Here is a 13,408-nt window from a genome sequence, read left to right on the forward strand (position 1 = left end):
CGATGTGGCCGGGGTGGGACTCAGTCGGCCGCCGTGGGCCATGGGGCAGGACTCAGTCGACCGCAGTGGCCGACGGGGCGACTCGGACGACCGCCATAGCCCTGGGGCACGACTCAGACGACCGCCACGGCCGGCGGTGCGGCCGGCCACGTCATGCGGATCAGGCCGCCGTTCTGCCCGGCGCTGACCTCCACGTCGTCGACGAGGCCGCTGATGACCGCGAGGCCCATCTCGTCCTCCTCCGTCTCCGCGTCGCCGTCCTGATCGGCCCCGGGCGTGTCGCCGCCCACGGCGGCATGCGGGGCCTCGTCGCCGACCTCGATGGAGAACTGTTTCTCCTCTTCGATCAGCGACACCTTCACCGGCGCGGTGATGTCATGGCTCTGGTGCAGGCCCACGGCACGGGAGCAGGCCTCGCCCACGGCGAGGCGCACCTCGTCAAGGACGGCCTCGTCCACTCCGGCCCTGCGCGCCACCGCTGCCGCCACCAGCCGGGCGGTCCTGACGTGCTCGGGCAGCGCGCTGAAGCGGAGTTCGACGGTGGCCATGCATCCCCCTCGCGACTACGGGCGTGCGGTCGGGAGCGGGGCCGCCGAGCGCCCGCACCCCTGGTGAGCTTGTGTGGCCCGGGCCGCCTCGTCCTCATCGGCCCAGGACAGAACCGGCCGGCGGCCGGGCTCCGGCAGGAGCCCGACGCCGGCGACCGGTCCAGGGTCAGTCGGTGGCCGCCACCGCTTCCTCGACCGAGGTGTGGATCGGGAACACCTTGGTGAGTCCGGTGATGCGGAAGATCTTCAAAATGCGCTCCTGGTTGCAGACCAGGCGCAGCGAGCCCTCGTGGGCACGCACCCGCTTCAGGCCGCCGACCAGCACGCCGAGCCCGGTGGAGTCGAGGAAGTCCACGCCCTCCATGTCGACGACGAGATGGAAATTGCCGTCGTTCACCAGCTCGACCAGCTGCTCCCGCAGCTTTGGCGCGGTGTATACATCGATTTCGCCACCGACCTCGACGACCGTACGATCGCCGACGGTACGGGTCGACAGGGACAGGTCCACGGATCCTCCAGCACCTTGCTATCGAGCGGACGCCCCTCGGGCACCTAGGCTTGCGGCCCCCGGGGCGCATCGCCAGCCGCGATGGCATTCAATCACTTACCGGCAGGCGTGCACGACGCCTTGGCTCCATTGTCCGTCACGCCGGTGACACACTCGGTGCCGATGGCCAAGAATCACCGATCCGATCGAACCCCGGCGGACCCGGCGTCCCGCCCGTCTCCGGGCGCGGTCCTGGACCGGCTCGCCTCCGGGCCGAGCCGGGCTGCGCGCATCACTCATACGGAGCACTTGCCCCCACGTGCGGGCCGCCATGCCGTCTGGCCTGATCGGATTCGTACAGAGGTGATCACGGCCGTACAGGCGTGCGGTATCGAGCATCCGTGGGCCCATCAGGCGCTGGCCGCCGAGCACGCGCTGGACGGCGATTCGGTGGTCGTCGCCACCGGCACCGCCTCCGGCAAGTCCCTCGCGTATCTGATGCCCGTCCTGTCCACCCTGCTGGCCGGCTCCGAGGCTCCGAACGGCCGGGGGGCCACCGCCCTGTACCTCGCCCCCACCAAGGCGCTCGCCGCGGACCAGTGCCGGGCGGTGAAGGAACTTTCACAACCTTTGGGCAACGCCGTACGCCCAGCCGTGTACGACGGCGACACCCCGTTCGAGGAACGCGAGTGGATCCGCCAGTACGCCAACTACGTCCTGACCAACCCCGACATGCTGCACCGCGGGATACTCCCGTCCCACCCGCGCTGGTCCTCCTTCCTGAAATCGCTGCGGTACGTCGTCATCGACGAGTGCCACACCTACCGCGGTGTCTTCGGCTCGCACGTCGCCCAGGTGCTGCGCCGGCTGCGGCGCCTGTGCGCGCGCTACGGCTCCTCCCCGGTCTTCCTGCTGGCCTCCGCGACCGCCGCCGAGCCCGCCGTCGCCGCCCGCCGGCTGACCGGCCTGCCGGTGGTCGAGGTCGCTGACGACGCCTCCCCGCGCGGAGACGTGGTCTTCGCCCTCTGGGAGCCGCCGCTCACCGAGCTGCACGGCGAGCGGGGCGCGCCCGTACGGCGGACCGCCACCGCCGAGACCGCCGACCTGCTCACCGACCTCACCGTGCAGGGCGTGCGCTCGGTGGCCTTCGTACGGTCCCGGCGCGGCGCCGAGCTGATCTCGGTGATCGCCCAGGAGAGACTGGCCGAGGTCGACCGCTCCCTGGTCCGGCGTGTCGCGGCCTACCGCGGCGGCTACCTCCCCGAGGAGCGCCGCGCCCTGGAGCGTGCTCTGCACTCCGGCGAACTCCTCGGCCTCGCCGCCACCACCGCCCTGGAGCTGGGCGTGGACGTCTCCGGTCTGGACGCGGTGGTGATCGCCGGCTACCCGGGCACGCGCGCCTCCCTGTGGCAGCAGGCGGGCCGCGCGGGCCGCTCCGGACAGGGAGCCCTGGCGGTCCTCGTCGCCCGGGACGATCCGCTGGACACCTTCCTCGTCCATCATCCCGAGGCCCTGTTCGGCCAACCGGTGGAATCGACGGTCCTCGACCCCGACAACCCGTACGTCCTCGCCCCGCACCTGTGCGCCGCCGCCGCCGAGGCCCCGCTGACCGAAGAGGACCTGGAACTCTTCGGACCCACCAGCGCGGAGGTGCTTCCCCAGCTGGAGGCGGCGAAGCTGCTGCGCCGGCGGACGAAGGCCTGGCACTGGACCCGCCGGGAGCGGGCCGCCGACCTGACCGACATCCGAGGCGCGGGCGGCCGCCCGGTGCAGGTCGTCGAGGCCGGCACCGGCCGCCTGCTCGGCACGGTCGACGCGGGCGCCGCGCACTCCACGGTCCACGAGGGCGCGGCCCACCTGCACCAGGGCCGCACCTATCTGGTGCGCTCCCTGGACCTGGAGGACTCGGTCGCCCTGGTGGAACAGGCCGACCCGCCGTACTCGACGGTCGCCCGCGACACCACGTCCATCTCCATCCTGGAGACGGACACCGAGATCCCCTGGGGCGCCGGCCGGCTCTGCTACGGCTCCGTCGAGGTCACCAACCAGGTGGTCTCCTATCTGCGCAGACGCCTGATCACCGGCGAAGTGCTGGGCGAGACGAAACTCGACCTCCCGCCTCGTACGCTGCGCACGCGCGCGGTGTGGTGGACGGTCACCGAGGACCAGCTGGACGAGGCCCGGATCACCCCGGAGATCCTCGGGGGCTCCCTGCACGCCGCCGAGCACGCCTCGATCGGCATGCTGCCGCTCTTCGCGACCTGCGACCGCTGGGACATCGGCGGCGTCTCGGTCCCGCTCCACCCCGACACCCTGCTGCCGACGGTCTTCGTCTACGACGGTCACCCGGGCGGCGCGGGCTTCGCCGAGCGCGCCTTCCACACCGCCCGGGCCTGGCTCGCCGCCACCCGCGAGGCCATCTCCTCCTGCGAGTGCGAGGCCGGCTGCCCGTCCTGCATCCAGTCCCCCAAGTGCGGCAACGGCAACGACCCCCTCCACAAGAGAGGAGCGGTACGCCTCCTCACGGTGCTGCTGCGCGGGGCGCCGGAGGAGAAAACCGCCGAGCGGAGCGACGAGCAGGCCGAGGAACCCGACGAGCAGGCCGAAGGACACGCAGAGGAACGGACCGAAGAACACACCGGGGAACAGACCGGCGAGCAGACGAGCGTGTAGCCGCCGAGAAGGACCCCCCGGACACCCCCCTCGCGAGGGCCGGGCGCGGAGGGCCCCTGGGGCGGGTCTGGCGGGGGGCTGGACGCCCTGGCCGCCGCCCGCACCCCGGGCGCTCAGCGACCCGGCTGAGGGCCGTCTGGGGCAACTTGGGGCCCCCGTCCCGGGACAACTGGTGGCTCCGGTCCCGGGGCGACTGGTGGCACCGATCCTGGAGCAACTGGTGGCACCGGTCCCGGGACAGCTGGTGGCACCGGTCCTGGAGCGACTGGCACCGGTCCCGCCGGCCCCGCTCTCGCCCTCACCTGCGCCGCGAACAGTCCTCTGCCCGAGGCCGCCGTCACGTCCGACGTCTCCCCCACGAGCGTGCACCGCACCAGCCGTACCCCCTGGTCCGCCGCCAGCCGCCCGGCCCGGGCGCAGGCCGCCTCACCTCCCTCGGCCCAGTGGTCGGCCGCGGCGAGCGCCGCCAGATCCGCACCTCCGGCCGCCCGGTGCCGTACGACGACGGCCTGCCCCAGCGCCAGCACGGCGCCGAACACCACGCACAGCAGGGCGATCACCCCAAGACTCCAGACGGTGGCCGATCCTCGGTCTGAGCGCCCCGGGCCGGAGGAGTCCGGGCCGGAGGGTGTTCGGCCGACGTGCGTACGGCGGGAGTCCGCACGACCGGAGAGCCCCAGGCCGGTGTGCCCTGGAACGGAGCCCTCCTGGGCGGAGTCCCCCTGGCCGGTGTGCCCTGGAACGGAGTCCCCCTGGCCGGTGTGCCTCGGAGCGGAGTCGCCCAGACCGGTGGGGCCTGGAACGGAGTCCCCCAGACCGGTGTGCCCCGGAACGGACTCCCCCAGACCGGTGTGCCCTGGAACGGACTCCCCCAGACCGGTGTGCCCTGGGGCGGGGTCCACCGGCGTGGCGTGCCCCGCGGCCGATGTGGACGGAGCGGATGGCGCTGGGCCGGAGCACTCGCGAGGTCGGCCGCAGTACCGCCGGCCGAGCGTCTCGAACCCCGTCACGGCCCCTCCCCCGGTGTCGCCCCCACCGTCTCCTCGGCCAGTGCCACGGCCTCCTCGCGCACCTCGAAGGGCAGCCCGCCGAGCAGCGGCGGTCTGGCCACCACCGTCACCCGGACCTCGTCGCCCTCGCGCCCCACCGTCACCCGCGCCCCGCGCGGTGCCGCCTCCCGGGTCACCGTCACCACCGCGGCGGCCGGATCCTGCCGGGCGGCGGCCCGGGCGCCCGTGCGAGCGGCGTCCACGCACTGGATCTGTGCCGCCACGACCAGCAGCCACCAGACCAGCGCCATGGTGAACGCCACCAGCACGGACAGCACCACGGCCGCCTCCGCCGTCACGAACCCGCGGTCCGCCCCCCGCTCACATCCGCGCACTGAGGGCCTTCTTCACGATGGCCTGCAACTCCGCCCTGACCTGACCGCTGGTGACGACCTCGTAGAGCAGCAACGCGAACCCGACGGCCGCGATGATCCCCATGGCGTACTCGGATGTCACCATCCCCGCGTCCCGAGGGCGCCGCAGGCACCTCTCCCGCAGCCGCGCCGCCACTTCCTTCAGCCTCGCGTTCAGCCTTGCTTTCATCTCAACCCCCATAAGGTCCATATCCGGCGTCATCCGGTGTTCTCCGCGCTTCATGTCCCGCTCCAGGCCCCTCCCGTACCGCTCACCCCCCTCCCACCACCCCGCCCGCCAGGCCGATCACGACGGGCAGCACGCCGATCGCGAGGAACGCTGGCAGAAAGCACAGGCCGACCGGCGCGGAGATCAGTACGGCCGCCCGGCGTGCCCGGACCGTCGCGGTACGGGCCCACTCCGCGCGGGCGTCCGAGGCCAGGCGGGCGACGGGTCCGGCCGCGGGCAGCCCGGACTCGTCGGCCCGCTCCAGGAGCCGCGCCAGGGTTCCGGCACCGGGCAGTACGGCCAACCGCCGCCAGGCCTTGGCCCGTTCACCGCCGAGCCGCACCTCCGCCGCGCCCCGCGCCAACGCCTCCCCCACGGGTCCGCCGAGCGCCTCTCCCACCGCATGCGCGGCGATCACCGGGCCCGCGCCGGCCGCGATGCAGGCGGCCAGCAGGTCGGCGGCGAGCGGAAGCCGACGCTCGGTCTCCGCGGTGTCGGCCGCCTTCACGCGGTCCGCTGCCGCCTGGCGCTCCCGCCACCGCCACAGCAGCGCCCCCGCGACGAGCCCTGGCAAGAGCCCGCCGACTCCGCCGACCAGCACCCAGACCCCACAGGCCGCCCCGACCGCCGGGAGCCACCGCCGGACCGCACCCGGGATCTCCAAGGGCGTTCCGCCCGAGCGCACTTCGAGGCCGAGCAGCTCGGCAGTCCGGCGCCGCGCACGGCGCCGCCGCCGCACCATTCCCACACACCGCACGCCCCAGCCGAGGGCCAGCCCCACGACCCCGGCCATCCCCAGCCTGTGGACGACTTCCCCACTCATCCGGCCGACACCTCCCGCACTTCCGGTTCCTGGCGCATTTCCCGTGTCACCGGCACCTCCGCATTTCCCGTGTCACCGGCATCTCCGCATCTCCGCATCGCTGGCACCTCCGCATCTCCGGTGTCACCGGCATCTCCGCATCTCCGGCATCACCGGCACCTCCGCGTCTCCGGTCTCTCCGCACCTACGGCTCACCGCGCCTCCTCGGGCTGCCGGGCCTCCGCCGCGTCCGCCGCGTCCGCCACATCTGCGGCGTCACAGACGGCTTTTGGGTCTCCGCACCCAGCCGCCACCAGCCCCCTCACACCCCCTCCGCTCCCCGCACGATCCGCGCCGCCCACCACAGGCCGGCCGCCTCGAACACCGCTCCGGCCGCCAGGCAGCCGAATCCGGCTCCGGTGTGCAGGAGCACGTGCAGCGGGTCGGCGCCCATGGCCGCACCCAGCAGGAGGCCGAGGGCCGGCAGCGCGGCGAGCAGCAGCGCGGTCGCCCGGGCTCCCGACAACTGGGCGCGGAGGTCGGCCCGCTGGTCCCGTTCGGCGCGCAGGGCCGCCTCCAGCCGGTCCAGGCCGGCCGCGAGTCCCGCTCCCTGGTCCACGGCCACCCGCCAGCACGCGGCCAGTCCGAGCAGGCCGTCGGCACCCGGTTGCCGGGCCACCACCGCGAGCGCGCCGGGCACGTCCCCGCCGAAGCGGGCGGCGGCGACCACCGCCGCCCTGGCCTCGCCGAGGCCACCGGGGTCTCCAGCCGCCCGCAGCAGGGCCTCGCCGAGTCCGCCGGAGTCGCCCGCGGCCCGCAACAGGGCCTCACCGGGGTGCCGTCCCACGCGCACCTCACCGGCGAGGGCCCGGCACAGGGCGATCACCGCGTCCGCGCGCTCCTCCCGGGCGCGCCTGGCCAGCCGCGCCCGGCGCAACCTCCGCAGTACCGGAACCCCAACCGCCCCCGCGACGACCGGGATCACCGACGCACCCAGCAGCGCCAGCAGCACACCGGCCACGAGCGCCCACCATTCGGTCCCCAGCCGGCCGGCGAGCCGCCGCGGTCGCGCGAGGAACTCCTGCCAGGCGGGCGGGCCGACGGCCACCGCTCCGCCGCCCGCGAGAAGCAGCCGCGCCCGCCGCGTCCCGTGGTGCCTGTCGCCCAGCAGCCAGGCCATCGCGCCCAGGCAGATCAGCGCGGCCCCCATGGACGTCTGACCGATCACTGCCGTCACCCCTCCCCGTCGTTCCGTCGCCCGCCCGAGCCGCCGAGCAGTGGCGCCAGTCGGTCCCAGCCGGGCTGCCGCTCGAAGGCCCGCTCACCCCAGCGCAGCGCCGGCAGGGTCCGCACCAGGCCCGTGGGGTCCCGCTCCAGCACGTGGACCTCCGCGATCCGGCGCCGTCCGGACCGGTCGCGCACGAGGTGCAGCAGCACGGACAGCGCGGCGGCCAACTGGCTGTGCAGCGCGGCCCGATCGAGTCCGGCCGCCGTGGCCAGCGCTTCCAGACGGGCCGGCACGTCCGCGGCGGCATTGGCGTGGACCGTGCAACATCCGCCCTCGTGCCCGGTGTTCAGGGCCGCGAGCAGATGGACGACCTCGGGGCCGCGCACCTCGCCGACGACGAGCCGGTCGGGCCGCATCCGCAGCGCCTGCCGGACCAGGTCGTCCAGGGTGACCAGCCCGGCGCCCTCCTGATTGGCGGGCCGGGTCTCCAGCCTGACCACGTGCGGGTGTTCCGGCCGCAGCTCGGCCGAGTCCTCGGCCAGCACGATCCGCTCGCCCGGTCCGACCAGGCCCAGCAGCGCGCTGAGCAGGGTCGTCTTGCCGCTCCCGGTGCCGCCGCTGACGAGGAAGGACAGCCGGGCCGCCAGCAGGTCCCGCAGGATCCGGTCGCCGCCCGGCGGCACGGTGCCCGCCTCCACCAGTTCCTCCAGGGTGAACGCCCGGGGCCGTACCACCCGCAGCGACAGGCAGGTGCAGCCGACGGCGACCGGGGGCAGCACCGCGTGCAGCCGGGTTCCGTCGGGCAGGCGGGCGTCCACCCAGGGCCGGGCGTCGTCCAGGCGGCGTCCGGCCACCGCGGCCAGCCGTTGCGCGAGGCGTCGTACGGCCGCCGCGTCCGGGAAGGTCACCGGGGCCGGTTCCAGGCCGCCGCCCCGGTCCACCCACACCCGGTCCGGTGCGCACACCAGGACATCGGTGACGTGCGGGTCGGCGAGCAACGGCTCCAGGGGGCCGGCTCCCACGAGTTCGGACCTCAGCTGCCGGGCGGCACCGAGGACCTCGGCGTCGCCGAGCACCCGGCCCTGTTCGCGCAGTGCCTGTGCCACGCGTGCGGGGGTGGGGTCCGCGCCGCTCTCGGCGAGCCGGCGGCGGACACCGTCGAGGAGCGCGGCGCCGTCGGTCCGGTCGAGTCCGGGGAGGCTCACCGGGTGCCTCCCGCCTCGGCCAGGGCCCGCTCCCAGAAGTTCACGCAGAAGCGGGCCAGGGGTCCGCGTCCGGTCGCCCCGGGTGGCTTCGCGCCGCCCCGGGGGCGCAGCAGTCCCGGTTCGACGGGCACTTCGCCGGCCAGCGGCAGGTCGAGCAGCCTGGCCACCTCGCGGCCGTCCAGGCCGGGCGCGTACGGTCCGCGGACCGCGATCCGGACGTCGCGCACGACCATGCCGACGGCGGAGGCGACCCGTCCGGCGGCCGCGAGCGCCCGTAGTTCGGCGGGGACGACGAGCAGCGCAAGGTCGAGCTGGGCGAGGGCTTCGGCGACGCCGTCGTCAAGACGGCGGGGCAGGTCGACCACGACCGTGCCGCCGCGCCGCCGGGCGGCGGCGAGGACTGCGCGCACCGCCTGGGCCGGGACGGCGACACAGTCGCCGCGGTCCCAGCTGAGCACCCGCAACGCGTGCAGTTCCGGCAGGGACTCCTCCAGTGCGCTGCCGCCGACCCGGCCCCGGGAGGCGGCGAAGGCGGGCCAGCGCAGTCCGTCGGCGCTCTCGCCGCCGAGGAGTACGTCGAGGCCGCCGCCGAGCGGATCGGCGTCCACGAGGAGGGTGCGCAGTCCTTCGCGCGCGGAGGTGACGGCGAGGGCGCAGGCGAGCGTGGACGCGCCGGCTCCGCCCCGGCCGCCGATCACGCCGACCGTGAGGGCCGGGCGTCCGGCTCCTTCGGCCACGTCGGCGATGCGGTCGATCAGCCACTGCTCTCCGTCGGGCAGCATCAGGACGTGGTCGGCGCCGATCAGGACGGCTCGTTTCCACACCTCCGAGTCGTCCTGGTCGCGGCCGATCAGCACCACTCCGCGCCGCCGCGGGGCGCCGTGGGCCCGCCGGGCGGCGTCGTCGCCGACGAGCACGAGCGGGGCCGCCGCCCAGCCGTCGCCGGTGTCCGGGACGCGCGGGTGCACCTCGGGTGTGACGCCGGCGGCCGCGCACAAGCGCAGCAGGTCGTCCAGGAGTTGGGCGTCCTCGGTGAGGATGAGCGGCCGTCCGGGCCGCTCTTCGCCGGTGGGCGGTGGATCGTGGGTGACGGTTCCGGTCACGTGTGGTCCCCCTTCGCTGCGCGGTCCGCGCAGCCCCTGCGGCCACGCGATTCCCGAAGATGCGGAGAACCGGCAAGCGGCCTCCATATGGACGGTCGATAGGAACCGGCCATACGCGCTCCGGCAATCGGAACCGGCCATGAACCAGCCGCCGTCCCGGAGTCGCTGGAATCACGGTGCAGCGATCCTCGAAATCGTGTGGATCTTGAAGGAAATCGGTGGACAACTCGCGGGCTGTGAATATCGCCGTCACCCATACCGGTGACCCCTGTGCTGACGCTGTACGACTCCCATAGAGCAATCTCACGATTACCCAAAGTAACGGATCATGGCCACGTCAAAGGTGCGTCGCGGGAGCGTGGCGCTGCCCATACGGGTGCCCGAGGGAAGGGGAAGGAGCGAGAAAACGCATCCGGACATGCGACGACCCCCGCCGGGGGGGAGAGCGGGGGTCGTCCCCACGGCCGACTCGGGGGGGGAGGAGTCGGGCCGGGTTAGCACGGTCGCGAACGATCCGTGACTTCCATGGTGTACCCGAGAGCCTTCTCAGGCAAACCCACGCGCCCCAGCTTACGCCGAATGGTGGGCGCCTATGCTCTGGGTCGTGGAAAACCACTCCTTGCCTCGCGCAGCGGCCTTCTTTGACCTGGACAAGACGGTCATTGCGAAGTCGAGCACGCTCACCTTCAGCAAGTCCTTCTACCAAGGCGGCCTGATCAGCCGCAGGGCCGCGTTGCGTACCGCATATGCCCAGTTCGTCTTCCTGGCCGGCGGCCTGGACCACGACCAGATGGAACGCATGCGCGAGTATCTGTCCGACCTGTGCCGCGGCTGGAACGTCCAGCAGGTGCGGGAGATCGTCGCCGAGACCCTGCACGACCTGATCGACCCGATCATCTACGACGAGGCCGCATCCCTCATCGAGGAGCACCACACGGCCGGCCGGGACGTGGTGATCGTGTCCACCTCGGGCGCCGAGGTGGTCGAGCCGATCGGTGAGCTGCTCGGCGCGGACCGGGTGGTGGCCACCCGCATGGTCGTCGGGGAGGACGGCTGCTTCACCGGGGAGGTGGAGTACTACGCCTACGGCCCGACCAAGGCGGAGGCGGTCCGGGAGCTGGCCCTGTCCGAGGGCTACGACCTCGACCGCTGCTACGCCTACAGCGACTCCGCGACCGACCTGCCGATGCTCCGGGCGGTCGGCAACCCGCACGCGGTGAACCCGGACCGCGCACTGCGCCGCGAGGCGCTCGCGCGCGGCTGGCCGGTCCTCGAGTTCCGCCGCCCGGTCCCGCTCAAGAAGCGGCTGCCCACACTCTCCGTCCCGCCCCGCCCGGCCCTGGTCGCGGCGGCGGCCATAGGAGCCGCGGCGGCGACCGCCGGCCTCGTCTGGTATTCGAACCGGCGCCGTGGGCGCACGGCGTGAAGAGCGCCTGTTTCAACCCTTTTTGGCGGCAAAAGTAAAGAACTGTAGGCAGGGCTTCCGCTTACCACCCACTTGCAGTACAAAGGACTCAAGGCCCGCGAGACCACAGGACATCCGCGAGGATCACCTACCACTACGCACTGGCCCCACGGACCCCCGCATGAACACTGCGCACCCACGCGACGTCGACCCGTCGATTACGGGCCAGCCGCACCAGGTGACGGGCAAAGAATCCCGGCCTGATGGGCATATATCGAGGACGCTTGGTAACCCGGTGAACATGCCAGCGGCGGTACGAGATCTCGTACCGCCGCAACCCTGTCCAGGCCCCCGCACGGGGGCCTTTCCCATGCCCGCCGCCCCTTCCCGGGCTCGGGCCGCCACCGGCCGCCGCTCTCAGGCCGCGCCGCGCTGCAGCGCCTCGCACACCGCCGTCGACTCACGGACGCCCAGTCCGACCGCCCGGCCGCAGTGGGCGATCCAGGCCGCCATGCCCTCGGGGGTGCCCGAGACGTACCCGTCGAGTGCGGCGAGGTAGGCCGCACGACCCAGTTCGGCGTGGCCGACCTCGGCCGGGCAGACCGCCTTCGGATCGAGGCCGCTGCCGATCAGCACGATCCGCTCGGCCGCGCGCGCGATCGGACCGTTGTGGGACACGAAGGGGCGCAGCGCGAGCAGTTCGCCATGCACCACGGCGGCCGTCACCAGGGCCGGCGCGGAGGTCCCCGCGATGATCAGGTCGCCCAGCCCTTCGAGGCGGCCGGAGACCTCACGGGCGTCCGGCAGCGGCAGCTCGATCAGCGGCTCGTCGACCGTCTCGCCGGCCTGCCGCGGCCTGCCGACCCGCTCGTCCTGGCTCGCCGCGGCGACCAGGTGCAGCCGGGCCAGCACCCGCAGCGGCGACTGCCGCCAGACCGACAGCAGCTGGCCCGCCTCGGCCGTCAGCCGCAGGGCCGCCCCCACGACCCGTGCCTCGGCCTCGGCGCCGAAGTCGGAGCGGCGCCGCACCTCCTCCAGGGCCCAGTCCGCGCCGGCGAGTGCGGCCGAGCCGCGGGCGGCGCGCAGGGCCGCCTCGGAAGTGATCGCATTGCTGCGGCGCCGCATGATCCGGTGGCCGTAGACCCGGTCCACGGCCTTGCGTACGGACTCCACGGACTCGGCCACCGAGGGCAGCGAGCCCAGGGCCGCCAGCGGATCGGCGGTCGCACCTGTCGTACTCATGAGTACGACATTACGCACCCCAGCGGCCGAGCCCCACGAAGGAGTGGTCTTCTTCACTCCGCATGCCACGTACAGCTACTGGTCGACTACTCTTGGTGAACATGAAAATTGCTTTCGTCGGAAAGGGCGGCAGCGGCAAGACCACGCTCTCCTCCCTCTTCATCCGCCACCTCACGGCCGGCGGCGCTCCGGTGGTCGCCATCGACGCGGACATCAACCAGCACCTCGGCCCCGCCCTCGGGCTCACCGAGGCGGAGGCGGCGGCCCTGCCGGCCATGGGCGAACGGCTGCCGCTGATCAAGGACTATCTGCGCGGCAGCAATCCGCGCATCACCTCCGGCACGACGATGATCAAGACGACCCCGCCCGGCGAGGGTTCGCGGCTGGTCCGGGTGCGGGAGCCCAATCCGGTCTACGACGCCTGCGCGCGTCCGGTGGAACTCGACGGCGGCGCCGTCCGTTTGATGGTCACCGGCCCCTTCACGGAGGCCGACCTGGGGGTCGCCTGCTACCACTCCAAGACGGGAGCGGTGGAGCTGTTCCTGAACCACCTCGTCGACGGCCCCGACGAGTACGTCGTGGTCGACATGACGGCGGGTTCGGACTCCTTCGCCTCCGGCATGTTCACCCGCTTCGACATGACGTTCCTCGTCGCCGAGCCGACCCGCAAGGGGGTGTCCGTCTACCGCCAGTACAAGGAGTACGCCCGCGACTACGGCGTCGCCCTGAAGGTCGTCGGCAACAAGATCCAGGAACAGGACGACATCGACTTCCTGCGCGCGGAGGTCGGGGAGGACCTGCTCGTGACGGTCGGGCGCTCGGACTGGGTGCGCGCCATGGAGAAGGGCCGCCCGCCGCGCTTCGACCTGCTGGAGGAGGCCAACTCCCGTGCGCTGCAGACGCTCCGGGCCGCGGCGGACGCCACGTACGAACAGCGGGACTGGGAGCGGTACACCCGCCAGACGGTGCACTTCCACCTGAAGAACGCCGAGGCGTGGGGCAACGAGCGCACCGGGGTCGACCTGGCCGCGCAGGTCGACCCCGGGTTCGTGCTCGGCGAGGGTGTGGCGACGGCCGTGTGACG

12 protein-coding genes and 1 pseudogene are annotated in these 13,408 nt (G+C 73.3%); 3 read left to right on the forward strand and 10 right to left on the reverse strand.

The genetic code is table 11. The features are described from left to right. Window positions 1-113: 113 nt before the first annotated feature. Window positions 114-548 (reverse strand): ATP-binding protein, encoded by a 435-nt coding sequence (locus ABVB68_RS15045; RefSeq protein WP_353601497.1) that lies wholly within the window; start codon window positions 546-548, stop codon window positions 114-116. 166 nt (window positions 549-714) lie between these two features. Next, window positions 715-1,056 (reverse strand): anti-sigma factor antagonist BldG, encoded by a 342-nt coding sequence (gene bldG, locus ABVB68_RS15050; protein ID WP_010986038.1) that lies wholly within the window; start codon window positions 1,054-1,056, stop codon window positions 715-717. A gap of 81 nt (window positions 1,057-1,137) precedes the next feature. Between bldG and ABVB68_RS15055 the strand changes: the two genes are divergently transcribed. After that, the gene (locus tag ABVB68_RS15055) at window positions 1,138-3,708 is read left to right on the forward strand and encodes a DEAD/DEAH box helicase (protein WP_353601498.1); all 2,571 of its coding nucleotides are present in this window, start codon (window positions 1,138-1,140) and stop codon (window positions 3,706-3,708) included. A gap of 245 nt (window positions 3,709-3,953) precedes the next feature. Here ABVB68_RS15055 and ABVB68_RS15060 read toward each other — a convergent pair. The 7 genes and pseudogenes from ABVB68_RS15060 to ssd form a co-directional block, all read right to left on the reverse strand. Beyond that, window positions 3,954-4,304, reverse strand: a pseudogene (locus tag ABVB68_RS15060) (Rv3654c family TadE-like protein); the annotation flags it as partial. A gap of 410 nt (window positions 4,305-4,714) precedes the next feature. After that, complete coding sequence (locus tag ABVB68_RS15065; protein ID WP_353601499.1) at window positions 4,715-5,056, reverse strand: TadE family type IV pilus minor pilin; 342 nt, start codon at window positions 5,054-5,056, stop codon at window positions 4,715-4,717. 22 nt (window positions 5,057-5,078) lie between these two features. After that, window positions 5,079-5,300 carry a DUF4244 domain-containing protein gene (locus ABVB68_RS15070; protein WP_503006126.1) on the reverse strand — a complete coding sequence of 74 codons (222 nt, stop codon included), beginning with the start codon at window positions 5,298-5,300 and terminating at the stop codon, window positions 5,079-5,081. Window positions 5,301-5,382: 82 nt separating this feature from the next. Continuing rightward, on the reverse strand, window positions 5,383-6,162 hold the full coding sequence (locus ABVB68_RS15075) for a type II secretion system F family protein (RefSeq protein WP_353601500.1): 780 nt from the start codon (window positions 6,160-6,162) through the stop codon (window positions 5,383-5,385). 301 nt (window positions 6,163-6,463) lie between these two features. After that, the gene (locus tag ABVB68_RS15080) at window positions 6,464-7,351 is read right to left on the reverse strand and encodes a type II secretion system F family protein (protein WP_353601539.1); all 888 of its coding nucleotides are present in this window, start codon (window positions 7,349-7,351) and stop codon (window positions 6,464-6,466) included. Between the two features lie 23 nt (window positions 7,352-7,374). After that, entirely contained in the window at window positions 7,375-8,574 is a 1,200-nt protein-coding gene (locus ABVB68_RS15085) for a TadA family conjugal transfer-associated ATPase (RefSeq protein WP_353601501.1), read from the reverse strand. Continuing rightward, window positions 8,571-9,677 carry a septum site-determining protein Ssd gene (gene ssd / locus ABVB68_RS15090; protein WP_353601502.1) on the reverse strand — a complete coding sequence of 369 codons (1,107 nt, stop codon included), beginning with the start codon at window positions 9,675-9,677 and terminating at the stop codon, window positions 8,571-8,573. The genes ABVB68_RS15085 and ssd overlap by 4 nt, the downstream gene beginning before the upstream one ends. A gap of 592 nt (window positions 9,678-10,269) precedes the next feature. On the opposite strand from ssd, the gene ABVB68_RS15095 reads away from it, so the two are divergent. Next, on the forward strand, window positions 10,270-11,103 hold the full coding sequence (locus tag ABVB68_RS15095; RefSeq protein ID WP_353601503.1) for an HAD family hydrolase: 834 nt from the start codon (window positions 10,270-10,272) through the stop codon (window positions 11,101-11,103). Window positions 11,104-11,499: 396 nt separating this feature from the next. Here ABVB68_RS15095 and ABVB68_RS15100 read toward each other — a convergent pair whose 3' ends face one another. Beyond that, a complete protein-coding gene (locus ABVB68_RS15100; protein WP_353601504.1) occupies window positions 11,500-12,324 on the reverse strand; it encodes a Fic family protein in 825 nt (274 codons plus the stop codon). A gap of 101 nt (window positions 12,325-12,425) precedes the next feature. Between ABVB68_RS15100 and ABVB68_RS15105 the strand changes: the two genes are divergently transcribed. After that, the gene (locus ABVB68_RS15105; protein ID WP_353601505.1) at window positions 12,426-13,406 is read left to right on the forward strand and encodes an ATP-binding protein; all 981 of its coding nucleotides are present in this window, start codon (window positions 12,426-12,428) and stop codon (window positions 13,404-13,406) included. The last annotated feature ends 2 nt before the right edge of the window (window positions 13,407-13,408 follow it).

Source organism: Streptomyces sp. NPDC096012, from assembly GCF_040426375.1.
GTDB lineage: Bacteria > Actinomycetota > Actinomycetes > Streptomycetales > Streptomycetaceae > Streptomyces.